Annotated in this window: 21 protein-coding genes and 1 pseudogene; 10 read left to right on the top strand and 12 right to left on the bottom strand. The window is 51.7% G+C overall.

What is annotated here, in order from left to right:
- Nucleotides 1-106: 106 nt before the first annotated feature.
- Nucleotides 107-187, top strand: a pseudogene (locus tag ACLJPQ_RS10970) (hypothetical protein); the annotation flags it as partial.
- Nucleotides 188-538: 351 nt separating this feature from the next.
- Here the strand turns inward: ACLJPQ_RS10970 and ACLJPQ_RS10965 are convergent.
- Nucleotides 539-2,428 carry a sulfatase-like hydrolase/transferase gene (locus tag ACLJPQ_RS10965; protein WP_080184997.1) on the bottom strand — a complete coding sequence of 630 codons (1,890 nt, stop codon included), beginning with the start codon at nucleotides 2,426-2,428 and terminating at the stop codon, nucleotides 539-541.
- 897 nt (nucleotides 2,429-3,325) lie between these two features.
- Here ACLJPQ_RS10965 and srfN point away from each other — a divergent pair.
- Nucleotides 3,326-3,616, top strand: a complete 291-nt coding sequence (gene srfN, locus ACLJPQ_RS10960) for a DUF1471 family virulence protein SrfN (RefSeq protein WP_000745961.1) — start codon at nucleotides 3,326-3,328, stop codon at nucleotides 3,614-3,616.
- A 223-nt stretch (nucleotides 3,617-3,839) separates the two neighbouring features.
- Here the strand turns inward: srfN and ACLJPQ_RS10955 are convergent, their stop codons facing one another.
- The 7 genes from ACLJPQ_RS10955 to ACLJPQ_RS10925 all read right to left on the bottom strand — a co-directional run bounded on the left by ACLJPQ_RS10955 (nucleotide 3,840) and on the right by ACLJPQ_RS10925 (nucleotide 9,709).
- Complete coding sequence (locus ACLJPQ_RS10955) at nucleotides 3,840-4,256, bottom strand: hypothetical protein (protein WP_161976238.1); 417 nt, start codon at nucleotides 4,254-4,256, stop codon at nucleotides 3,840-3,842.
- Nucleotides 4,257-4,555: 299 nt separating this feature from the next.
- Nucleotides 4,556-4,786 carry a YgdI/YgdR family lipoprotein gene (locus tag ACLJPQ_RS10950; RefSeq protein WP_001172089.1) on the bottom strand — a complete coding sequence of 77 codons (231 nt, stop codon included), beginning with the start codon at nucleotides 4,784-4,786 and terminating at the stop codon, nucleotides 4,556-4,558.
- Between the two features lie 88 nt (nucleotides 4,787-4,874).
- The gene (locus tag ACLJPQ_RS10945) at nucleotides 4,875-6,215 is read right to left on the bottom strand and encodes an MFS transporter (RefSeq protein ID WP_001187057.1); all 1,341 of its coding nucleotides are present in this window, start codon (nucleotides 6,213-6,215) and stop codon (nucleotides 4,875-4,877) included.
- Nucleotides 6,216-6,361: 146 nt separating this feature from the next.
- The gene (gene fixX / locus ACLJPQ_RS10940) at nucleotides 6,362-6,649 is read right to left on the bottom strand and encodes a ferredoxin-like protein FixX (protein ID WP_000203736.1); all 288 of its coding nucleotides are present in this window, start codon (nucleotides 6,647-6,649) and stop codon (nucleotides 6,362-6,364) included.
- A complete protein-coding gene (locus ACLJPQ_RS10935) occupies nucleotides 6,646-7,932 on the bottom strand; it encodes an FAD-dependent oxidoreductase (RefSeq protein WP_001287773.1) in 1,287 nt (428 codons plus the stop codon). The genes fixX and ACLJPQ_RS10935 overlap by 4 nt, the downstream gene beginning before the upstream one ends.
- 49 nt (nucleotides 7,933-7,981) lie before the next feature.
- A complete protein-coding gene (locus ACLJPQ_RS10930) occupies nucleotides 7,982-8,923 on the bottom strand; it encodes an electron transfer flavoprotein subunit alpha/FixB family protein (protein ID WP_080184999.1) in 942 nt (313 codons plus the stop codon).
- A gap of 15 nt (nucleotides 8,924-8,938) precedes the next feature.
- Nucleotides 8,939-9,709: an electron transfer flavoprotein FixA gene (locus ACLJPQ_RS10925; RefSeq protein WP_080185000.1), complete on the bottom strand. Its 771-nt coding sequence runs from the start codon at nucleotides 9,707-9,709 to the stop codon at nucleotides 8,939-8,941.
- Nucleotides 9,710-10,189: 480 nt separating this feature from the next.
- On the opposite strand from ACLJPQ_RS10925, the gene caiT reads away from it, so the two are divergent.
- From caiT to caiE, 6 genes are all read left to right on the top strand, one after another.
- On the top strand, nucleotides 10,190-11,707 hold the full coding sequence (gene caiT, locus ACLJPQ_RS10920; RefSeq protein ID WP_000787073.1) for an L-carnitine/gamma-butyrobetaine antiporter: 1,518 nt from the start codon (nucleotides 10,190-10,192) through the stop codon (nucleotides 11,705-11,707).
- Between the two features lie 34 nt (nucleotides 11,708-11,741).
- Nucleotides 11,742-12,884, top strand: coding sequence for a crotonobetainyl-CoA dehydrogenase (gene caiA / locus ACLJPQ_RS10915; RefSeq protein ID WP_000347134.1), 1,143 nt, complete (start codon nucleotides 11,742-11,744; stop codon nucleotides 12,882-12,884).
- A 111-nt stretch (nucleotides 12,885-12,995) separates the two neighbouring features.
- Nucleotides 12,996-14,213 carry an L-carnitine CoA-transferase gene (gene caiB / locus ACLJPQ_RS10910; protein WP_001016209.1) on the top strand — a complete coding sequence of 406 codons (1,218 nt, stop codon included), beginning with the start codon at nucleotides 12,996-12,998 and terminating at the stop codon, nucleotides 14,211-14,213.
- 62 nt (nucleotides 14,214-14,275) lie between these two features.
- Complete coding sequence (caiC, locus tag ACLJPQ_RS10905; RefSeq protein ID WP_080185001.1) at nucleotides 14,276-15,829, top strand: crotonobetaine/carnitine-CoA ligase; 1,554 nt, start codon at nucleotides 14,276-14,278, stop codon at nucleotides 15,827-15,829.
- Between the two features lie 53 nt (nucleotides 15,830-15,882).
- Nucleotides 15,883-16,668 carry a crotonobetainyl-CoA hydratase gene (gene caiD, locus ACLJPQ_RS10900; RefSeq protein WP_000004376.1) on the top strand — a complete coding sequence of 262 codons (786 nt, stop codon included), beginning with the start codon at nucleotides 15,883-15,885 and terminating at the stop codon, nucleotides 16,666-16,668.
- Nucleotides 16,669-16,777: 109 nt separating this feature from the next.
- Entirely contained in the window at nucleotides 16,778-17,374 is a 597-nt protein-coding gene (caiE, locus tag ACLJPQ_RS10895; RefSeq protein ID WP_000122864.1) for a carnitine operon protein CaiE, read from the top strand.
- 77 nt (nucleotides 17,375-17,451) lie between these two features.
- Here the strand turns inward: caiE and caiF are convergent, their stop codons facing one another.
- The 3 genes from caiF to carA form a co-directional block, all read right to left on the bottom strand.
- On the bottom strand, nucleotides 17,452-17,847 hold the full coding sequence (gene caiF, locus ACLJPQ_RS10890; RefSeq protein WP_000333324.1) for a carnitine metabolism transcriptional regulator CaiF: 396 nt from the start codon (nucleotides 17,845-17,847) through the stop codon (nucleotides 17,452-17,454).
- 273 nt (nucleotides 17,848-18,120) lie between these two features.
- A complete protein-coding gene (carB, locus tag ACLJPQ_RS10885; RefSeq protein ID WP_080185002.1) occupies nucleotides 18,121-21,348 on the bottom strand; it encodes a carbamoyl-phosphate synthase large subunit in 3,228 nt (1,075 codons plus the stop codon).
- Between the two features lie 18 nt (nucleotides 21,349-21,366).
- Entirely contained in the window at nucleotides 21,367-22,515 is a 1,149-nt protein-coding gene (carA, locus tag ACLJPQ_RS10880; RefSeq protein ID WP_000597276.1) for a glutamine-hydrolyzing carbamoyl-phosphate synthase small subunit, read from the bottom strand.
- Nucleotides 22,516-22,728: 213 nt separating this feature from the next.
- On the opposite strand from carA, the gene ACLJPQ_RS10875 reads away from it, so the two are divergent.
- Both ACLJPQ_RS10875 and ACLJPQ_RS10870 read left to right on the top strand, forming a co-directional pair.
- Nucleotides 22,729-22,920, top strand: coding sequence for a hypothetical protein (locus tag ACLJPQ_RS10875; RefSeq protein WP_080185003.1), 192 nt, complete (start codon nucleotides 22,729-22,731; stop codon nucleotides 22,918-22,920).
- Between the two features lie 204 nt (nucleotides 22,921-23,124).
- On the top strand, nucleotides 23,125-23,259 hold the full coding sequence (locus ACLJPQ_RS10870) for a hypothetical protein (RefSeq protein ID WP_254892585.1): 135 nt from the start codon (nucleotides 23,125-23,127) through the stop codon (nucleotides 23,257-23,259).
- 120 nt (nucleotides 23,260-23,379) lie between these two features.
- On the opposite strand, the gene dapB is transcribed toward ACLJPQ_RS10870, so the two are convergent.
- Complete coding sequence (gene dapB, locus ACLJPQ_RS10865) at nucleotides 23,380-24,201, bottom strand: 4-hydroxy-tetrahydrodipicolinate reductase (RefSeq protein ID WP_000544038.1); 822 nt, start codon at nucleotides 24,199-24,201, stop codon at nucleotides 23,380-23,382.
- Nucleotides 24,202-24,312 lie beyond the last annotated feature (111 nt).

The following is a 24,312-nucleotide window of genomic DNA, read 5'->3' as shown; positions in this document are numbered from 1 at the left end:
ATCTGTTTTTTATTACAAAGTGTAGTGACAAATTCGCCAGGCTAATAGTGAATATTATTGAGCGGCTAATCAGAAAAAATTGAATTAACGCCAGCCAGGAGTTGACGCCATCCTGCCCCCAGAAGACGCTCTCGAAGGGCCGCAGGCGTTTGCGGAAAAGCGCGATCCGGTGTGGAAAGGTCGGTGATGATAGCAGTCTTAAATCGCTGACCAATCGGTTTAAGGCCTTCTTGTCGGGTGGCGCTGCGCTAAATTTTCCTGTAATGACTGTAATATCAATCCATTACATGATGACACAGGCCCAATAAGCGCAGCGCCAACAGCATCTGAACCTCCAGACACGCTGGATGCCAGATCGCCGACGCATAAATTAGCCTAATGGGTCAGACACTTAGAGCCTGGCCCAGTAGGCGTAATTGTTGAAGCCAGTTTGGAGCCGACCAGCGCGCAGAAACCGGAGCGTACACGTAGTACGTGAGGATTTTGAGCACTGCCCGGACCCAAAATGGCGAATAAAATAGCCTAATGGGCCAGGCTCTTAATCTTTCGCCATGCGGTTAAACTGCTCAATAGTAAGATCCCACGGCTCATGGGCCGCATCCGGCATAAAACTGCCGTCATCCACGCCAATTTCGTCCTTGATAATTTTATTCAGTTTTTCATTCATCGTAAGAATGAGATCCTGATATTTCTGTTTATCAGCAGCAAGGTTATGGTTCTCATCGGGATCATTTTTAAGATCGTAAAGTTCAAGATCGTTGTACTTAATAAGATCCTCCCAGGTTTCCGGCGTATTATGCTCCCTTAGCGAGAAATAGCGTGCAAACTTATAACGGCCATCGTTAATCATGCGCGTCCCTGAACGATGGCTGAAATCAGGATGCAAATGGGATATTTCCTGCTTGATTTGCGCCACCGTTTTTTGTTTATCTCTTTGTAGCGCGATAACGCGGTGGAGATAATGGGCATCGGTATACAAGATCATGCCATAGCAATATAAGCTGGCATTTCTCACCGCATTAACCGCAACGCCCTCCGGGTTTTTTAGCAATCCGCTAAAATTAACGCCTTTGCGGTTGCCTAACGCCTGGTGCTGTTTTTCTTCCGGCAAACCGGTCAGCCCAACTAATGTCGGCGCGATATCAAGATGACAGGTCAACGCCTGACATTTCTTATTACCCGGGTACGCCGGGTGGGAAATAATCATCGGTACATGGATCTGTTCTTTATAAACGGAAGCGCCTTTACCGTGCATCTGATGGCTTCCGCCTAATTCGCCATGATCGGCAGTAAATACAACAATCGTTTTATCAGTTAACTTGAGGGCATCAAGTTCATTTAATATCCGGTCAAGGTGAGTATCACAATCGCGGATACAGTTGAAATAGTAGTCAAGCAGTTTACGCCAACGACGATCTTCATCAGGAAACTGCCCTTCCAGCGCAGCGCGCGCCGTCTGGTATTCAAGATGCGCCGGCGGTCTTCCCAGCTCATTGAATGATTGATGCCTGTTTGCCGGCAGCGGATAGTTCGGCCAGCTTGCCTGATAAAGCTCGTTTTCCGGCGGCTGCGTGGGCGCCAGGGTATTATCATCCTGATCCAACTCGCCACGCCACTGTACCTTTTCTCCCTCTTTATCGGTATCAATAAACATGACGTCATGAGGATTAACGAGGTTAACGGCCAGGAACCAGGGCTTGTGTTGGTCATTCAAGGGCTGCCCCTTGCATCTTAACCAATTTATAGTCTGAGCCGTGGTGGTTGAATCATAAAAATAGCCGCCTTTACTATGGCCTATAATATCGCCGATGCCGTGATAGTCAGCAAAACCATATTTTTCCATAATTTTATGTAATTCTGGTTCAGGAATATCCCCGACATCAATATCCTCATCTTTTTCGTCAGGCAAAGGCTTCTCCAGTTTTTCTGTAAGATGCCACTTACCTTTATAGGCCGTATAGTATCCCAGTTCCCGCATCATATGGCCTGTGGTTCCAAGAGCGGGGTCAAGGTCATAAGGCATCCAGGGTAAGCCCAGATTATCAAACATTTTTGTCTGGGGCATATGTAAGCCGGTATACAATACGGAGCGGGAAGGCGTACAGACATTACTGGTATTCTGATGATTACAGAATGTCACCCCCGTTTTCATGAGCCGCTCTCTGCCGGGTACCGGGAAAGGAAACGTAGGAAAAAAACGCTCCTGGTCGGTCACGACTAACAGAATATTATATCCTTCTGGCAATTTTTCCGGGATTTCGCCGGTAAACGGTTTATCCCACGCCGGTTTCGCCTTGACGGCACATTTTTCATCAGATTTTACCGCGCCGGATAGCATACCGCCGGCGGCAAGAATACCGGCGCTGGTTAACAGTTTCCTACGCGTAAGATCCGTCTCTTCTGCGGACAGATTTTTTTTATTACTCATATTATTATACCTGTAGTCAGTAACTTTATCACATATTCATTTATTACTGTACGAGGAAGCGTGGATATGTATCAATGCCTTCCGGGTAAGAATATGTGTTATAAATTGATTTGTATTTCAAATTAGAAATATATTAATAAATGAGCATAATTCATTGAAAAATTATTTAGATGAAAAGTTCATTGTTTTTATTTTAGAGATACAACTGCAGACATTACTTCATAAAAAAATACATTATTAAACATACTCTATAGCTCTGTGTTCGTGCCTTTTCCCTTCAACTACGGTGATTACCCTATGCCGCTACAATAAAATCGCCCCGAAAGAAACACTATCAGTAACAGGCCGCGCAACCATAGACATACAACCGGTAATATCACTCCGGGAAATTAAAACATAACTCAATTCTGTTATGTTGCTTATGAATAAAACTAGCGTATTGCCGCGTGATTCAATAAAAATTACGCCATTAAAAGAAATAATATAAAAACTATTATTTACAGGGGGTTAAGTTTCTTTTTAGCTGGCAGTGCATTATTTTACATTGACAACAACATAAAGAGGTGACTATAACAAGATATAAGACGGTCACACCAAATAAGGCTATTTTCAGATAATCAACCGAGGTTATTACCCAAAATAATTCGAGTTGCTTAAAGGCGGCAAGGGAGTGAGTCCTCAGGAGCATAGATAATTATGTGACTGAGGTGAGCGACAAATTTGCCGGGAGCAGATTTGAACGTCGCGTGCGACGGCCCGTCAGGGCGAGGCCCATGGATGGGCCGAGTAATCCGTAGCCAACCCATAAGTAACCTGAAGTATGAAGGGGATAAATAATTTCGTTACGGATTACTGATATTGCGCAAACCTTATCATCAATGCAACAGGAACAGAACTATGAAAAAACGCATTATTGCCGCCGCATTACTGGCAACGGTTGCTTCATTCAGCACACTTGCGGCAGAGCAGGTCTCTAAACAAGAAATCAGCCACTTCAAACTGGTTAAGGTCGGCACCATAAATGTGTCCCAGAGTGGCGGGCAGATTTCCTCACCCTCTGATCTACGCGAAAAACTGTCAGAATTAGCCGATGCGAAAGGCGGAAAATATTATCATATTATCGCTGCACGTGAGCATGGTCCGAATTTTGAAGCCGTTGCCGAAGTTTATAACGATGCGACGAAATAAAGCTCTGATTGCGCCATAACGAGGGCACAGGCATGAAATAATAAGAGAGCGCCAGCAAGGTGCCATGTTCCGTCACAATCCACTCAGGGCCGTCTGGAAACAGATGCTGGCCCTCTTTTTTATCAACAGTTCATCCGGGGCAGGCAAGTCGGTAGAATGTATGCGCGCAGACAGTAAGCCCTTCGTGAATAAGACGGTTTTGCGGGCTGTTTTAAGATGATGTTTAGTGCGCTTTTACCTGCCTGAACCAGTAACTTTCCATTTTCGTTATCCATTTCCCCTTTTTATTTTTCGGTATTACGCCAGCCCAAAGTAATTGCAGCTGTCGGTTATAGGTTCCAATAGCGTGTCCACCATACGCCCCTTCAAATGCTATCACCATGGGTCCCTGCCCTTTTACCCCCTCTTGTCCTTCATGGCAATAAAGCGCGTTGCGGTGAGTCACGTCAAGTTCATACTGCACGTTCAGTTTCACACATTTTTCCCCGCAGCCTTCTACTGGCGGCAATATTGTCATGGTATAAGGCGGGTTATCTGCCGTGGTTTTCCATGTTCCGATCAGGTCTTTGCAGGCGTTTATCTCCGTAGCCCCGGAGGCGGCAGAAAATAGCGCGAGCAAATAAAAAGGTATTAGTTTCAGTTTCATTACAGACTCCTGTTCCTTATACCTCATCATTTATACCTAATCATAAGGATAAATGCCCTGCGATATGTTTTTTTCCGGGAAATGTTGAGCCGCTGTTCAGAGAAATGTCGATGAGTGTAACCTCATGTAAGCGGACAGCGCGGTGGGGAAAGCGGGAACACGGGCGAATGGTCTAACGTATTTCGACGTTTTCCGGCGTCCCTGCCTGTTCAGGCATCCGTTTATTCGCATGGGAATAAATGGATGCGCATAAAGAGAGAATATTATTGAGCGGCTAACCAGAGAAAATTGAATTAATTATCCAGCTCGCTCATATTTTTCAGCTGATCGCGGTTAATCTGTTCGGTTTTCCCGGTGGCGGCGTTTTTGTAAGACACCATACCGGTATCGTTATCGACCTCGGGTTTCCCGTCGGTGACAATAGTTTTGCCATCCGTGGTTTCAACCGCCTGGTTAGAAGAGCATCCTGCGACGGTGAATAGTGTTGCTGCGGTAAACAGTGCGGTCATAAGACGTTTTTGCATGGTGTTCTCCCTGCTTTTCAGTTGTTTTAGCATGTGACTGTTAACTGTAGCGTTATTGGCGAAAAGCAGGGAGAAATGCAGAACACTCTTAACGAGGGTTATCCGATGGCGTTCCGCGCAAAGTCATGTTTCCGGTCTGTGTTAGCGTCAAGCCGCGGGTTTCCGGGGCAAACATCACCGATACGCCAAGCCCGACTAACGAAATCAACGCGCCAATCAGCATGACGTTATTAATACCGTAACGAGTAATGAAAATCGGTAATGCCCAGGTGGAGACAATGGTTCCGATGCGGCTTAATGACATGATGACCCCCACGGCCGAAGCGCGAATATCCGTCGGGAAGAGTTCATTAGGATAAAGCCATTGCAGTATGCCCGGTCCGCCGGAAAAGAAGGCGTATACCGCAAACGCCACCACGACCAGTATGATGCCCAGATTTGACACCAGCCCCAGCAGCGCCAGCGCGATAGTCATCATGGCGAAGCTGCCAATAAGCAGAGGGCGACGGCCAATACTGTTTAGCCAGAACATCGCCGGGATACAGCCCAGCATAAAAAAGAGGCTAATCACCACATTGCCGAGTGCCGCGTTGCGCCCCTGCTCCCAGCCGAGTAACCCGACGATCTGCGGCCCAAAGGTATAGATAGCGAACATCGGGATTACCTGACAGGTCCAGATAGCCGCAACGAACAGTACAAACGGAAAATGACGGCGGTTAAACAACTGCAGGAAGCGGGTCTCCTGCGGCGGCTCATCGTCAAAGCAGACCGGTTCGCCGAACAGTTTGATCATCATTTGTTCGCACTCTTTTACCCGTCCTTTTCGCAATAGCCAGCGTGGCGATTCCGGCAGATCAAAGCGGCCAATCAAAATGATTAAGCACGGGATAAAGGCGCTGCCAAGCATCCAGCGCCAGCCGCCTTCCATGTCATACAGCCAGTAACCCACCAGGTTGGCGCAGGTCGCGCCGACGTACCACATCGCGGCGATAAAACCGATGGAGAACGCGCGCTGGCGGGTGTTGGAAAACTCCGTAATCATGGAAGTGGCGATAGGGTAATCCGCGCCGATAACAATGCCAATTAAAACGCGCATCACCAGCAATTCAAGCGGCGTGGAAACAAACATGGTCGCCACGGAGATAACGCCGATAGCGATAATATCAAGCAGGAACATTTTACGCCGCCCGACTTTATCGCAAATATAGCCAAACAACGAGGTGCCGATAAACAGTCCGGCAAGCGTAGCCGCGCCGAGCGCGCCAATCCATTCAGCATCAAGGTGCAATAGCGGCGTCAGTTGTTCCAGCGCCACGCCAATGATCACCAGCACGTAGCCATCAAGGAACGGGCCGCCGCTTCCCCACAGCATAATTCTGCGATGAATGGAGGAGAATTTAAGGTCATCAAAGTTCCTGGGCTGCTGCATGGTGATGTCCTGTTTCAACACGGGCAAAGCGCATCTGTAGGCCGGATAAGGCGTTTCCGCCGCCATCCGGCATTGGCGCCACATGATTGCCGGATGGCGACGCTACCGCATCTTATCCGGCCTACGGGGGCACAACTTCGTACTTATTAGCCGTAGCGGAACTCCACGCCAAACGTCCCGCGCGGGTATTCCCATTTTTCCAGCGCCGTATCGAGGCCGAGGATCCGGCACGTTCCGCACTCCAGGCACCCGGCGTAATCAAAACGAACGCTGCCGTCGTCCTGCTTTTTATACAGTCCCGCCGGACAGGCCTTAATCAGCACCTCCAGCGCCTGTTTATCAGGATCGGTTTTGAGAATGATGTGTGGGCTGTCTTCATCCACATTGAACTTATTGACGCCCAGTTTGACGTCCACATTGACGGGAGATGTCATAATACGGTCACTCCTTTCAGGCCATCTTTCATCAGGTTGATGAAGCCCACTTTCTTCGCATGGCGCAGGATTTTTTTACGCATCGGCACCGGAGCGGAGCCATCCACGGTGAACAGGTCGCGCGCGATATTGACCGCCATTTCGGGATAGGCGGTAAACATGCGGGGATTATCAAGAAAAGCTGGCAGTTTCTGATACATGCGCATATCGCGCATCGGACCTTCGTCCAGATGCTGACGGTATTCCCCCAACGACTGCTTGCTAAAATCGTCACGCTTCATCGCCGAAAGCACCGTCTTCGCCGCCGCTTCGCCTGCGGATATGGCGAGATCCATACCACGGATGGTAAAGCCGAGGTTCATACACATGCCGGCAGCGTCTCCGGCAATCAGTACGCCATCGCCCACCAGTTCAGGCTGCATATTCATTCCCGCCTCGGGTACAACGTGTGCGGCATATTCCACCAGCTTGCCACCGGCGATCAGCGGCGCAACGGCCGGATGCTGTTTGAAATCTTCCAGCATTTGCGGGACCGATTTTTTCGCGTCTTTCAGATGATGAAGTCCACAGACCAGCCCCAGGGAAAGGGTTGTTTCATTCGTATACAGGAAGCCACCGCCCATCAGACCATCGGTTGGCGCCCCGGCAAACAGACAGGCGGCACCTTCGTTGCCCTGTAACTGGAAACGATCTTCAATGACCGACTTCGGCAATTCGATCAGTTCCTTCACGCCGACAGCAACATGCGATGCCTCAACACGCTTTGCCATGCCCAGCTTTTCAGCCAGCAGAGAATTCACCCCGTCAGCGAGGATTACGACTTTGGCTTCCAGAATATCGCCATCGGCTTCCACACCCACGACTTTGCCATCACGCTGAACGACATTATCCACGCGAATACCAGTGATCAGTTGCGCCCCCGCCTCTTCGGCCTGCTCCATCAGCCAGGCGTCAAATTTACTGCGCAAAACGGAATAAGAAACTTGCGACGCTGAAGCATCTTCACCATTGCAGTAGTCGATAGTCATCGCCCCGTTGTCGGTCATAAAGGCGAGTTTTTCGTGGGTGATCATGCGTTCAATGGGGGCCTGATCCGCAAAGCCGGGAATGATGCGTTCCAGGCTATGTGCATACAAACGCCCACCGGTGACATTCTTCGCGCCAGCAGAATTGCCACGCTCGATAACCAGCACCTGTGCACCTTCGCGAGCAAGCACCAGCGCCGCAACCGAACCGGCCAGACCTGCACCCACGATGATGGCATCAAAGATATCTTCGGACATACGTACTCCTGTCAGCGGCAGGATACCTTCGCATCCTGCCCGAAATGGTTTATCGCGCTAAGGCAGCCGTCAGCGCAGGCAGGATCTTCAGCGCATCGCCAACGATGCCAAAATCCGCATACTGGAAGATTGGCGCGTTTTTATCTTTGTTGATGGCGAAAATCGTCTGCGCGCCGTTGGCGCCGACCATGTGTTGGATCTGCCCGGAGATCCCCACCGCCAGATACAGTTCAGGTTTGAGCATCAGGTTGGAGATACCGACGTAGCGCTCGTGCTCCATCCACTTCTCGTTTTCCGCCACCGGGCGGGAACAGGCCAGCTCGGCGCCGATGGTCTGGCACAGCGCTTCGGCCAGCGAGATATTCTCTTTGCTGCCGATGCCGCGTCCCACGCTGACCACCAGACGCGCTTTGTCGAGGTCAACGCTGTTGCTCTGACGCGCCTGGGTTGCGGTGCGGGTCACGGCAGTGGCCGGAGCCTGCCACTGCACGGTGTGCATCTCGCCGCTGCGAGAAGCATCCGGTTGTTGTGCGTCAAACGTTCCGCTGCTGAGTGTGATCACGGCAAACGGCGAAGCGATGGTTTCTGCCCCTATCGCCAGACCGCCGTAGACCATATGTTTAACCGCCGCTTTTCCATCCTGCAGGGCGACGTCGCTGACGTCATTGGAAACCGCAGCCGACAAGCGATAGCCCAGCTTTGCCGCCAACAGCTTGCCCCGACGCGTATTCGGCAGCAGCACCGCGCCGCCTTCGCTATGCTGACGAATAGTCTCAGCCATCGCAGCAGCGTAGTCTTCGATCATGCGGTCTTCTGGTTTGCCGCTGAGCAGCCAGACATGATCCGCGCCCAAATGGCATGCTGTCGCGCTGTCCGCTTCGTTCAGTACGAACGCGTTAACTTTTTCACCTACAGCCTGCGCGCCACTCATCAGTTCGGGCAGACGAGAAGGGGTATCGCTGAATACCCAGACACTGGAAAATTTGTTCATAACATCCCCTGATAATTAAATGATTTTGCGCAGATTCTCGACAAACGCGGCGATTTGTTCTTCACCGTCACCTTCAATCACCACACGCTGACGCTCGCGCTGCTTCGGTGCGGCAACCTGTTGTGCGGAATACGCGGGTACGCTGTTCAGCCCGATATCCGCAGGCGACCAGACCTGAACCGGTTTTTTCGCCGCGCCAAGAATGGCTTTCATCGAAGGGATTTGTGGGGTGTTAATGTCGGTGGAAACCGCGATCACCGCCGGGAGCGGGATGCTCAGCGTTTCAACTTCATCTTCCAGTTCGCGTTCTACTGTCAATGTGCTGTCGGTAAGAGAGAGGATTTTACTCACGCCGTTAATCGCCGGAATGTTCAGCGCTTCGCCCATCAGCAAACCAACCTGCTGAGCATAAAGATCGGAAGAACCGTCGCCGCAGATAAGTAGATCGAAACCTGATTTTTGCGCCGCGGCGGCCAGCGCGCTGGCAGTTTGTTGCGGCAGCGCCTGCTCAAATTGATCGTCAATGACCACAATCAGTTCATCAGGGCCACGAGAGAGGACATCTTTGCGCCCTTTTGCATTAGTCAGCGCTTTGCCGCCAACGCTCATGGCGACAACCTGAGCGTCTCCCAACTGCTGTTTTAACTGGCAAGCAGCTTCAATTGCATTCAGATCATATTGGCTGATTTTGCTATCCGCTTTGCTGAAATCGAGTGTTCCGTCAGCATTATTAATCGCAATATCCTGCTCATCAGGTACGCATTTGTAGCAAGTAATTATCTTCATTGCATCTCCAGAAATCATGAAGGAAACGTATTTATATCGGCGGTGTTAAATACAGATATCACGCTCTTTAATTCGGAAATAAAACCTTAATCACCAATATTGAAAATGTCACACATTGATATTCGTAACTTTCAATAGTGTTACGCACCTCACCAATATTGAAAGAAATATGCCAAATATGAAAATTTTCAATATTGTTTGCTGGCTCAACAATATTGAACGTCAGATACTTAAAAAAGTTAAAAAACCACAACCAACTAATTAATAAATAAAGAAAAAATCAAAATTTAGACACAAAATAATCAACGCAAAAAAGTGTGACACAGATAACAGAATCACCCGAAATGAATACCCATTATGAGTTACTCATTGAGGCGTCCCAGAGGTTAAAAACTTATCAACAAATCATTAATAATAAATAAACAAACGTTCATGGACTGGCACGCTAAATAAATTTCGTTTTCACACTGGAATTCACTTATGAAAAATGAAAAGAAAAAATCGGGAATTGAACCGAAGGTTTTTTTTCCGCCATTAATAATTGTCGGGATACTTTGCTGGCTAACAGTCAGAGATCTTGATGCCGCTAACGTCGTTATTAATGCGGTATTCAGTTATGTCACCAACGTCTGGGGTTGGGCATTTGAATGGTATATGGTCGTCATGCTCTTCGGCTGGTTCTGGCTGGTTTTTGGCCCCTATGCCAAAAAGAGATTAGGTGACGAAAAACCGGAGTTTAGCACCGCCAGCTGGATTTTCATGATGTTCGCCTCCTGTACATCCGCTGCGGTTCTGTTCTGGGGCTCTATTGAGATCTACTACTATATCTCCACCCCGCCGTTCGGCCTGGAACCCAATTCCACGGGCGCGAAAGAGATAGGTCTGGCGTACAGCCTGTTCCACTGGGGGCCGCTGCCGTGGGCAACCTATAGCTTCCTTTCCGTGGCCTTCGCCTACTTCTTCTTTGTACGCAAGATGGATGTCATCCGCCCCAGCTCCACGCTGGTACCGCTCGTCGGTGAAAAGCATGCGAAAGGGCTGTTCGGTACCATTGTCGATAACTTCTACCTGGTGGCGCTGATCTTCGCGATGGGCACCAGCCTCGGGCTGGCTACCCCGCTGGTCACCGAGTGTATGCAATGGCTGTTCGGTATTCCGCATACGCTGCAATTGGATGCCATCATCATTACCTGCTGGATCATTCTGAACGCGATTTGCGTGGCCTGCGGCCTGCAAAAAGGGGTCAGAATCGCCAGCGATGTGCGTAGCTACCTGAGCTTCCTGATGCTCGGCTGGGTGTTTATCGTCAGCGGCGCCAGCTTCATCATGAACTACTTCACCGACTCCGTCGGGATGCTGTTAATGCACCTGCCACGGATGCTGTTCTATACCGACGCCATCGGTAAAGGCGGCTTCCCACAGGGCTGGACCGTTTTCTACTGGGCGTGGTGGGTTATTTACGCCATCCAGATGAGTATCTTCCTGGCCCGTATTTCCCGTGGTCGTACCGTACGTGAACTGTGCTTCGGGATGGTGATGGGTCTGACCGCGTCTACCTGGATCCTGTGGACAGTGCTGGGCAGCAACACGCTGCTGCTGATGGATAAAAACATCCTCAACATTCCGCAACTCATTGAGCAACACGGCGTGGCGCGCGCCATTATCGAAACCTGGGCCGCCTTGCCGCTCAGCACCGCCACCATGTGGGGCTTCTTCATCCTCTGCTTTATTGCCACCGTCACGCTGATTAACGCCTGCTCTTACACCCTGGCGATGTCGACCTGTCGTGAAGTTCGCGATGGTGAAGAGCCGCCTCTGTTAGTGCGTATCGGCTGGTCGGTGCTGGTCGGCATCATCGGTATCGTTCTGCTGGCGCTGGGTGGTTTGAAGCCGATTCAGACCGCGATTATCGCCGGAGGATGCCCGCTGTTCTTCGTCAACATTATGGTGACGCTGTCCTTTATTAAAGACGCCAAAGTGCACTGGAAAGACAAGTAATTCTTATTAACCCAATTGATCAAGAGGCTGAAAGATGGATTTCAACTTAAATGACGAACAGGAGCTGTTTGTCGCCGGTATTCGCGAACTGATGGCCAGTGAGAACTGGGAAGCTTATTTTGCCGAGTGCGATCGTGACAGCGTCTACCCTGAGCGTTTTGTAAAAGCGCTGGCGGATATGGGCATTGATAGCCTGCTGATCCCGGAGGAACACGGCGGTCTGGAAGCGGGTTTTGTTACCGTCGCCGCCGTCTGGATGGAACTGGGGCGTCTTGGCGCACCAACTTACGTGTTGTACCAATTGCCGGGAGGTTTTAACACTTTCCTGCGTGAAGGAACTCAGGAGCAAATTGATAAAATCATGGCCTTCCGGGGCACCGGTAAGCAGATGTGGAACTCTGCTATCACTGAACCGGGAGCGGGATCGGATGTTGGTAGTCTGAAAACCACTTATACACGCAAAAATGGTAAGGTTTATCTCAATGGCAGTAAGTGCTTTATCACCAGTAGCGCCTATACCCCGTACATCGTGGTCATGGCGAGAGACGGTGCATCGCCGGATAAACCGGTTTACACCGAGTGGTTTGTGGACATGAGCAAAGCGGGTATCAAGGTCAACAAACTGGAGAAACTCGGTCTGCGCATGGACAGCTGCTGTGAAATCACCTTTGACGACGTTGAACTGGACGAGAAAGACATGTTCGGTCGGGAAGGTAACGGCTTCAACCGCGTGAAAGAAGAGTTTGACCATGAGCGCTTCCTCGTCGCGCTGACCAACTACGGTACCGCAATGTGCGCTTTTGAAGACGCTGCGCGTTACGCGAATCAGCGCGTGCAGTTTGGTGAAGCTATTGGCCGTTTCCAGCTGATTCAGGAGAAGTTTGCGCATATGGCGATCAAACTGAACTCCATGAAAAATATGCTGCTGGAAGCCGCGTGGAAAGCAGATAACGGCACTATTACCTCCGGCGACGCGGCAATGTGCAAATACTTCTGCGCCAACGCCGCGTTTGAAGTGGTAGACACCGCCATGCAGGTACTGGGAGGTGTTGGTATCGCGGGCAACCACCGCATCACGCGTTTCTGGCGTGACCTGCGCGTTGACCGTGTTTCTGGTGGTTCTGATGAAATGCAGATCCTGACGTTGGGTCGTGCGGTACTTAAGCAATACCGCTAATCGATCCCTTGTAGGCCTGATAAGACGCGGGGCGTCGCCATCAGGCAATCATGCCGGATGGCGCTGTGCTTATCCGGCCTACATACCGCAAAAAATGCCAGGAGAAAAATGATGAATCATTTACCAATGCCAACCTTTGGCCCGCTTGCTGGGGTACGCGTTGTTTTTTCAGGAATCGAAATCGCCGGTCCATTCGCCGGACAGATGTTCGCCGAATGGGGCGCCGAGGTTATCTGGATTGAAAACGTCGCATGGGCCGATACCATCCGCGTACAGCCTAACTACCCGCAGCTCTCACGCCGCAACCTGCACGCCCTGTCGCTGAATATTTTCAAAGATGAAGGTCGGGAAGCGTTTCTGAAATTGATGGAAACCACCGATATTTTCATTGAAGCCAGTAAAGGCCCGGCCTTTGCCCGCCGTGGTATTACTGATGAAGTGCTGTGGGAACATAACCCGAAACTGGTCATTGCCCACCTTTCCGGCTTCGGCCAGTATGGTACCGAGGAGTACACCAATCTTCCGGCGTATAACACCATCGCGCAGGCATTCAGTGGTTATCTGATCCAAAACGGCGACGTTGACCAACCGATGCCAGCCTTCCCGTATACCGCCGATTACTTCTCCGGGATGACCGCGACGACAGCCGCGCTGGCAGCCCTGCACAAAGTACGCGAAACGGGTAAAGGTGAAAGCATCGATATCGCCATGTACGAAGTGATGCTGCGCATGGGTCAGTACTTCATGATGGACTACTTCAACGGCGGCGAAATCTGTCCACGTATGACGAAAGGGAAAGACCCCTACTACGCCGGTTGCGGCCTGTATAAATGCGCCGATGGTTACATCGTCATGGAGTTGGTCGGCATCACGCAAATCAACGAGTGTTTTAAAGATATTGGCCTGGCCCACATTCTCGGTACGCCGGAAGTTCCGGAAGGCACGCAGCTCATCCATCGCGTGGAATGCCCTTACGGCCCGCTCGTCGAAGAGAAACTGGACGCCTGGCTGGCAGCACACACCATCGCCGACGTTCAGGCGCGTTTTGCTGAGCTGAATATCGCCTGTGCGAAGGTGCTCACCATTCCGGAACTGGAAGGTAACCCGCAGTACGTTGCCCGCGAATCGATTACTCAGTGGCAAACAATGGACGGTCGCACCTGTAAAGGGCCGAACATCATGCCGAAATTTAAAAACAACCCGGGGAAAATCTGGCGTGGCATGCCGTCACACGGCATGGATACCGCCGCCATTCTGAAAAACATTGGTTATAGCGAAGCAGATATTAAGGAACTGGTCGGCAAAGGCCTGGCCAAAGTTGAGGATTAAACGCGATGCGCTAATCGGTTTTCCGGTTAGCGCTCACGCCTGATTTCAGTGGATAAAGCAATATGGATATCGTTGGCGGACAAAACTTACGTCAGATGTGGGACGACCTGGCCGGGGTGTACGGAGATAAAACGGCGTTAATTTTCGAATCCTGTGAGGGAATCGTTCGGCAGTTTAGCTATGCTTCGCTCAATGAAGAGATTAACCGCACGGCGAACCTTTTTTATTCCTTAGGGATCCGCAAGGGTGATAGGGTCGCGCTGCATCTGGATAACTGTCCGGAATTCATCTTTTGCTGGTTTGGACTGGCAAAAATCGGCGCCATTATGGTGCCGATTAATGCCCGCTTACTGGGCGAAGAAAGCGCCTGGATCCTGCAAAACAGCCAGGTGAGTCTGCTGGTTACCAGCGTCCAGTTTTATCCTATGTACCGTGAAATACGCCAGGACAATAGCACTCCGCTTAATCATATCTGTCTGATTGGCGAGCAGCTTCCGGCTGACGATGGCGTGAGTCACTTTACCCAACTGCAATCCCGCCAGTCCACCACGCTGTGCTATACGCCCGTGTTATCCACTGACGATACGGCGGAAATTCTGTTTACCTCCGGTACTACCTCGCGTCCAAAAGGGGTGGTGATTACCCACTATAACCTGCGTTTTGCAGGCTACTACTCTGCCTGGCAAATCGCCCTGCGCGATGATGACGTGTACATGACGGTGATGCCCGCTTTTCATATCGACTGCCAGTGTACCGCCGCAATGCCAGCCTTTTCCGCCGGCAGCACCTTTGTGCTCCTGGAGAAGTACAGCGCCAGGGCCTTCTGGGATCAGATACGTAAATATCAGGCGACGGTGACCGAGTGCATCCCGATGATGATCCGCACGCTGATGGTCCAGCCCGCCGCGCCAACGGACAGGCAGCATCATCTGCGTGAAGTGATGTTCTATCTCAATCTATCCGCACAGGAAAAAGACGATTTTACCGAACGCTTTGGCGTCAGGCTGCTGACCTCCTACGGTATGACTGAAACCATCGTCGGTATTATCGGCGACCGTCCCGGAGACAAACGACGCTGGCCCTCCATTGGCCGCGTGGGATTTAGCTATGAAGCCGAAATCCGCGACGATCAAAATCGCCCGCTGCCCGCCGGAGAAATTGGCGAAATCTGTATTAAAGGCATCCCCGGCAAGACTATCTTCAAAGAGTATTACATGCAGCCGGAGGCAACCGCCAGGGCGCTGGAACCAGAGGGCTGGTTACATACCGGTGATTCGGGTTACCAGGATGAGGATGGCTATTTCTATTTTGTCGACAGACGCTGCAACATGATTAAACGCGGCGGGGAAAATGTCTCCTGCGTCGAGCTGGAAAATATTATTTCTGCACATCCGAAAATTCAGGACATTGTGGTGGTTGGTATTAAAGACGCGATCCGTGATGAAGCCATTAAAGCGTTTATTGTCCTTAATGAAGGTGAAACATTAAGCGAAGCCGAGTTTTTCAGCTTCTGCGAAAACAATATGGCGAAGTTCAAGGTTCCCTCTTTTATGGAGATCAGAACCGACCTGCCGCGCAACTGTTCAGGAAAAATAATCAAAAAAAATCTGAAATAAACCTTCCGACAGGAATCCCTCCCGCCGGAAAACTATTTATCTGGAGATGAACTATGAGTGAGTCATTACATCTGACCCGTAACGGCCCGATCCTGGAAATTACCCTCGACCGACCTAAAGCGAATGCCATTGACGCCAAAACCAGCTTTGCAATGGGTGAAGCTTTTCTTAATTTCCGTGACGATCCGGAATTACGCGTAGCAATCATTACCGGCGGCGGGGAGAAATTCTTTTCTGCTGGCTGGGACTTAAAAGCGGCAGCGGAAGGTGAAGCGCCGGATGCCGATTTTGGTCCCGGCGGCTTTGCCGGTTTAACCGAAATATTTGACCTCGATAAGCCGGTTATCGCCGCGGTGAACGGCTACGCGTTTGGCGGTGGTTTTGAGCTGGCGCTGGCGGCGGACTTTATTGTCTGCGCCGAAAACGCCAGCTTCGCGCTGCCGGAAGCCAAGCTCGGCATCGTGCCTGACAGCGGCGGCGTATTGCGTCTGCCTAAGCTGCTGCCACCGGCTATCGTCAACGAAATGGTAATGACCGGCAGACGAATGAGCGCCGAAGAAGCGCTGCGTTGGGGGATCGTGAACCGCGTTGTCAGCCAGAGCGAACTGATGGATAGCGCGCGCGAACTGGCGCAACAACTGGTCAATAGCGCCCCGCTGGCTATCGCGGCGCTGAAAGAGATTTATCGCGCGACCAGCGAAATGCCGGTAGAAGAAGGCTACCGCTACATCCGCAGCGGCGTGCTGAAGCATTATCCGTCGGTACTGCATTCAGAAGATGCGCTCGAAGGACCGCAGGCATTTGCCGAAAAACGCGATCCGGTGTGGAAAGGTCGTTAATGTGACTATGCCGGATGGCGCTTCGCTCATCCGGCCTACAGCACATGCGCAACCGTAGGCCGGATAAGGTGTTTACACCGCCATCCGGCAAAAAAACCGAGGTACAACTATGAGCTATTACGCCTTTGAAGGACTGATCCCGGTGGTGCATCCGGACGCGTTTGTCCATCCCAGCGCCGTGCTGATTGGCGATGTCATCGTGGGCGCCGGTGTTTATATTGGCCCACTCGCGTCATTGCGTGGGGATTATGGTCGCCTGATCCTGGAGGCAGGCTCTAATCTGCAGGATGGCTGCATTATGCATGGCTACTGCGATACCGATACCATCGTGCATGAAAACGGCCATATCGGCCACGGCGCTATTCTACATGGCTGCGTGGTGGGACGGGACGCCCTGGTCGGCATGAATAGCGTCATTATGGACGGCGCAGTGATTGGCGAAGAGAGCATTGTCGCCGCCATGAGTTTTGTCAAAGCCGGATTTCAGGGTGAGGCAAGGCAACTGCTGGTGGGATCACCGGCGCGCGTACTACGCCAGGTTACGGACCAGGAGCTGCACTGGAAACGCCTCAATACCAAAGAATATCAGGATCTTGCGGTCCGTTGTCGAACGGGGTTATCTGAAACGAAGCCGTTAACGCAGGTCGAAGAAAACCGGCCACGCCTGAAAGGCACGACGGACGTGAAGCCAAAATCAGCACAGTAATTGATGCCGGATGCGCTCACGCTTATCCGGCCTACGCGTCAATTACCGTTTACCCCGCCATCAGGTTAAACAGACAATTAGCGACGCATACTCTTGGAGAGCATCATCTGCCATTTCTGCTCACGGTTTAGCTCTGTGGGGGGAACGGCAGACAGCCGCGGCGCTTTCGCCACGCTCACTTTTCTTTCCTGCAAATTATGATTCAATCGGCGATAGAGTTGAGAGTCGATACTCACGACTTTCACCAGACGCTGGCACTGGCAGCCTCGTCCTGCAATTTGGTTAGGGATCATCTTCACTTCACAAACAATTTCCCCCACTTCTGACAGAATATAGGAGAGCGTATTAATTGCTTTGCAATGTTCAATATCAAATTGACGGGAAATCTCCCTGGCAGTGATCCATCGATTCTCTGCCATCATCCAGTCAGCAATTAACAAATAAAGCGGTCTTTCAACATATTTTTCACACATAAGCACACCATTTCACAAATTAAAAATCTGGCTACGGCCTGTCCAAACTAATAAAAACTAAGCCATATTAAAATTGTGGATATACAAGATAGTATGCGACTTAAATATTGATTAGTGTGAGCAATATCGTGCTTATTACATTGAAAATGTGGTTACGGAAACGGACTTCTCCAGGAATGACCTTACGCAAGATAAAAAAAGGGTTTCTTTACAGAAACCCTTTCAACATTATATTACAGGTCCGGTTAGAGCAATATCTGCCGAACCCTTTGTTTACGACTTTTTGATCTGCGCGTGCATTTCCTGCACCGAGGTTACCTTCTCGGTGGCATCGGCATTGAGCGCCATCGTCGTGGCAAAACCGCCGTTCAGCGTGGTGTCATAATGCACCTTGTACTGCAGCGCGCTGCGGCGAATCACCCTGGAGTCTTCAATCGCCCGGCGACCTGCGGTGGTGTTGATGATGTAGGTGTATTCGCCATTCTTGATGCGGTCCTGAATGTGCGGACGGCCTTCATGCACCTTGTTCACCAGACGCGGGTTGATACCGGCTTCGCCCAGCACAATCGCCGTACCGTGGGTGGCATCCAGCTCGAAGCCTTGTTTCAGCAGCTTAGCGGCCAGGTCCACCACGCGCTCTTTGTCGCCTTCGCGAACCGAGAGCAGCGCACGGCCCTGTTTCTTCATGGTGGAGTTACTGCCCAGCTGCGCCTTAGCGAACGCTTCCGCGAAGGTACGGCCCACGCCCATCACTTCCCCGGTGGAGCGCATTTCTGGCCCTAACAGCGGGTCAACGCCCGGGAATTTGTTAAACGGCAACACCACTTCTTTCACCGAGTAGTACGGCGGGATAATTTCTTTGGTCACGCCCTGCTCGGTCAGCGATTTGCCGGCCATCACGCGCGCCGCCACTTTCGCCAGCGGAACGCCGGTGGCTTTGGAGACGAACGGTACGGTACGCGCCGCACGCGGGTTGACTTCAATCAGGTAGACTTCGTTGTCCTTGACCGCAAACTGCACGTTCATCAGGCCGCGCACCTGCAACTCGAAGGCCAGCTTCTGCACCTGTTGGCGCATCACATCCTGAATTTCCTGGCTTAGCGTGTAGGCCGGCAGAGAACAGGCGGAGTCGCCGGAGTGTACGCCCGCCTGCTCAATGTGCTCCATAATGCCGCCAATCAGCACCATTTCGCCGTCGCAGATAGCGTCCACGTCCACTTCAACCGCGTCATCAAGGAAGCGGTCCAGCAGCACCGGCGCATCGTTAGAGACGCTGACCGCCGTCTGGAAGTAGCGACGCAGATCGGCTTCGTCATAGACAATTTCCATCGCCCGACCGCCCAGCACGTAAGAAGGACGTACCACCAGCGGGTAGCCGATCTCTTTCGCTTTTTCGACAGCCTGTTCAATGGCGGTGACGGTAGCGTTGGCCGGTTGCTTCAGCTTCAGACGGTCAACCGCATGCTGGAAGCGTTCACGGTCTTCCGCGCGGTCGATGGCGTCCGGGCTGGTGCCGATCACCGGCACGCCTGCCGCTTCCAGCGCGCGCGCCAGCTTCAGCGGCGTCTGGCCGCCGTACTGCACGATAACGCCTTTCGGCTTCTCGATGCGCACGATTTCCAGCACGTCTTCCAGCGTCACCGGCTCGAAGTACAGACGGTCGGAAGTGTCGTAGTCGGTGGAGACGGTTTCCGGGTTACAGTTGACCATGATGGTCTCGTAACCGTCTTCGCGCAGCGCCAGCGAGGCGTGTACGCAGCAGTAGTCAAACTCAATGCCCTGGCCGATACGGTTCGGGCCGCCGCCGAGGACCATGATTTTGTCGCGGTCAACAGACGGGTTCGCTTCGCACTCATCTTCATAAGTGGAGTACATGTAGGCGGTATCGGTGGCGAATTCCGCCGCGCAGGTATCCACACGCTTGTAGACCGGATGCAGGTTGTATTGGTCACGCAGCTTGCGGATTTCCGCTTCACGCACGCCCGCCAGTTTCGCCAGACGCGCATCGGCAAAACCTTTACGCTTGAGCTGACGCAGGAAGTCGGCGTTGAGGCCGGTAATACCGACTTCAGCCACTTTCTCTTCCAGACGCACCAGCTCTTCAATTTGTACCAGGAACCAGCGGTCGATGTTGGTCAGGTTAAAGATGCCATCCACAGACAAGCCCGCACGGAAGGCATCGGCGATATACCAGATACGATCTGCGCCCGCATCTTTCAGCTCGCGGCGGATTTTGGTCAGCGCTTCCGGGTCGTCGAGGCTGACTTTCGGGTCGAAACCGGTGGCGCCCACTTCCAGGCCACGCAGCGCTTTCTGCAGGGATTCCTGCTGCGTGCGACCAATCGCCATCACTTCCCCGACCGATTTCATCTGGGTGGTCAGACGGTCGTTGGCACCGGCGAATTTCTCGAAGTTAAAGCGCGGAATTTTGGTGACAACGTAGTCGATAGACGGCTCGAAGGAGGCCGGAGTACGCCCGCCGGTGATGTCGTTCATCAGTTCGTCAAGGGTGTAACCTACCGCCAGTTTGGCGGCCACTTTGGCAATCGGGAAACCGGTGGCTTTCGACGCCAGCGCCGAGGAGCGGGATACGCGCGGGTTCATTTCGATAACGATCAGACGACCGTTTTTCGGGTTCACTGCGAACTGGACGTTAGAACCGCCGGTTTCGACGCCGATTTCACGCAGTACCGCCATCGAGGCGTTACGCATGATTTGGTACTCTTTGTCGGTCAGGGTCTGGGCGGGCGCCACGGTGATGGAGTCGCCGGTATGGATACCCATCGCATCGAAGTTTTCGATGGAGCAGACGATGATGCAGTTGTCGTTTTTATCACGCACCACTTCCATCTCGTACTCTTTCCAGCCGATCAGCGATTCATCAATCAGCAGCTCGTTGGTTGGCGAGAGGTCCAGACCGCGTTCGCAGATTTCTTCGAACTCTTCACGGTTGTAAGCGATACCGCCGCCGGTGCCGCCCATGGTAAAGGACGGACGGATGATGCACGGGAAGCCCACATCAGCGGCAACCGCCAGCGCTTCTTCCATAGTGTGCGCGATACCGGAACGCGCGGTGTCGAGACCAATTTTCTTCATCGCGATATCGAAGCGACGACGGTCTTCGGCTTTATCAATGGCGTCGGCGGTGGCGCCAATCATGGTGACGCCGAACTCTTCGAGCACGCCCTGCCGCTCCAGCTCCAGCGCGCAGTTCAGCGCCGTCTGGCCGCCCATGGTCGGCAGCACCGCATCCGGACGCTCTTTTTCAATGATTTTGCGCACCACTTCCCAGTGAATCGGCTCGATGTAAGTCGCATCGGCCATTTCCGGGTCGGTCATGATGGTGGCCGGGTTGGAGTTCACCAGAATAACGCGGTAGCCCTCTTCGCGCAGCGCTTTACACGCCTGAGCGCCGGAGTAGTCAAACTCACACGCCTGACCGATAACAATCGGACCCGCGCCCAGAATCAGGATGCTTTTTATATCTGTACGTTTTGGCATGGCTCTTATTACTCCTGATTATTTCGCGGACTGACGGTATTGCTCAATAAGCTCGATAAAGTGGTCGAACAGCGGCGCCGCATCGTGCGGGCCCGGGCTCGCCTCCGGGTGTCCCTGGAAGCTGAACGCCGGTTTGTCGGTACGATGAATACCCTGCAGGGTGCCGTCGAACAGGGATTTATGGGTTACGCGCAGGTTGGCTGGCAGCGAGTCTTCATCCACCGCAAAGCCGTGGTTCTGCGCGGTGATCATCACCACGTTTCGGTCCATATCTTTTACCGGATGGTTGCCGCCGTGATGGCCGAACTTCATCTTAACGGTCTTCGCACCGCTCGCCAGCGCCAGCAGCTGATGGCCGAGGCAGATGCCGAACACAGGAATGTCGGTCTGGAGGAATTTCTTAATCGCCTCGATGGCGTAGTCGCACGGGGCCGGGTCGCCAGGGCCGTTCGACAGGAAGATGCCGTCCGGATTCATTTTCAGCACCTCTTCAGCAGAGGTTTGCGCTGGCACCACCGTCAGGCGGCAGCCGCGATCCACCAGCATGCGCAGGATGTTGCGTTTGGCGCCGAAATCATAGGCCACCACATGGAACGGCAGGTCATCCTCAGATTTCGCTTCCGGTAAACCGTCTTTCAGCGTCCAGCTACCCTGCGTCCAGCGGTAAGTTTCCGCCGTGGTCACTTCTTTCGCCAGATCCATACCGTTCAGTCCAGGAAATGCTTTCGCTTTTTCCAGCGCCAGCTTCGCATCCGGGCTATCGCCTGCAATGATGCAGCCGTTCTGTGCGCCTTTCTCACGCAGCAGTCGGGTCAGCTTGCGGGTATCGATATCGGCAATCGCCACGATGTTATGGCGTTTGAGGTAAGAAGAGAGGTCTTCTGTGTTACGAAAGTTGCTGGCAATCAACGGCAGATCGCGAATCACTAAACCTTGCGCATGAACCTGAGAAGATTCTTCATCGGCTTCATTGGTGCCGACATTACCAATATGGGGATAAGTAAGAGTGACGATTTGGCGGGAATAGGAAGGATCAGTGAGGATTTCTTGATAACCGGTCATTGAAGTATTGAAAACGACTTCCCCAACCGCCGAACCTGTTGCCCCTATGGCCCGACCGTGAAACTGGGTTCCGTCTTCCAGAACCAATAGCGCTGACTTAATCAAAACACCCTCCAGAGAATATTCACTCACTTTATTTGCATATTAATTCATTCAGTCAGTATGAAGCAATGCAAATTTGCTTACCCGTGGATTTCTGGCAAACGGCGGCATTCTGAAGTTAAGCCGGATAAAAGTCAACTTAAAGAGGGTATTTTTTATGTTATTTTGCACATTATAAGGAAGTTATTCTATTTAAGAGGCAAAAAGATCAACTAAGTGACGATAGAAAACGCTTGCGCTTCCTTTAGTTCGCAAAAAACTGGCTGGCATGATAAAAAGTGGACCAAATGGTCAAATTTCACATTAAAACAACAAAAAACAACGATAAAAATTCATTTAATAGCCATCAACACTATTAAATGCATAAAAAATTCAAAATTAAGCAAATTAACGACAAAAACATTTTAAAAATCAAGATGTTAAAAACATAAAAAATAAAACAAATGCATCATAAAACCAACAAAAAACAGCAAATTAAGACAATATAATAAGAATTACAATCGCGATATAAAGATCCAACTTCTTTTTCTTTAAGACTAGCGCATAAGATTGGAACACAACCAGCCTCACTACAGCATAAAAAAGCTAACCCATTGAAGTAAAAGAGATAAAATGACCCCATGGAACAGCACTACCCCCCCAATGGATATCAGTCTTATTAGTCTGGTCGAGGTGCCTTTTGCATACGGTAAGCCACTGCGGCAGAACATGTCGTGGGCGAAGAAACTGTCGAAACATGAATGGTGAAAGGCGTTATTTATCTGGCCGAATAACCGGGGGGCAAAAAAACAAAAGGGCAATAATATATTGCCCTTTGTAATCAATTAATCTTGATTACCACAACCACATCACGAAGGTATTTAGTCGCTATAATACATCCAGCCCCAGCACATCCCGCATGTCAAATAGCCCATTTTTCTTCGTTTTTAGCCATAACGCCGATCGCAACGCGCCATTTGCAAACGTCATGCGGCTGGAAGCTTTATGCGTAATCTCTACGCGCTCGCCAATATCGGCAAACATCGCGGTATGTTCGCCGACGATGTCGCCCGCCCGAACGGTCGCAAAGCCAATCGTGCCCGCTACGCGCTCGCCGGTATAACCTTCACGCGAGTAGACCGCGCAGTCCTTCAGATCTTTATCCAGCGCCCCGGCGATTGCCTCGCCCATTGCCAGCGCCGTACCCGACGGTGCATCCACTTTATGGCGGTGGTGCGCTTCAATAATTTCAATATCGCTATAGTCGCCCATTACCTTCGCGGCTTTCTCCAGCAGCTTGAGCATGACGTTAACACCGACGCTAAAGTTTGCGGCGAAAACGATCGCAATCTCTTGTGACGCCTCGCGAATGGCTTGTTTACCGGCGTCGTCAAAGCCGGTAGTACCAATCACCATCCCTTTACCATGCTGGCGGCAAAACGCCAGATGCGTCAACGTGCCTTCCGGACGGGTAAAATCGATGAAAACGTCAAAATCATCTTTTACCGCCTCAAGGCTGCTTTGAACGGTCACGCCGGACTTTCCCACCCCTGCCAGTTCGCCAGCATCGCTGCCCAGCAAGGAAGAGCCTTCGCGCTCCAGCGCGGCACCCAGCTGAACACCTTCCATCGCCATGGCGGCCTGGATTAACTGCCGTCCCATGCGGCCACCGGCGCCGGCAATGGCGACGCGGATTTGTGCTTCATGCATAGCTATTCTCTTTTGTAAAAATTGCGTAAACCGTTTTCAGAGTAACCAGCGCGCCCGGAGGCCGCCATCTAAAATCGCCGATAATTAGAAATTAATGATAAACAGGGAGCG

Origin of the sequence: Salmonella sp. SAL04213 (genome assembly GCF_046550535.1) — a bacterium.
Classification (GTDB): domain Bacteria; phylum Pseudomonadota; class Gammaproteobacteria; order Enterobacterales; family Enterobacteriaceae; genus Salmonella; species Salmonella enterica.
This window is presented reverse-complemented; position numbering and strand designations above follow the sequence as displayed.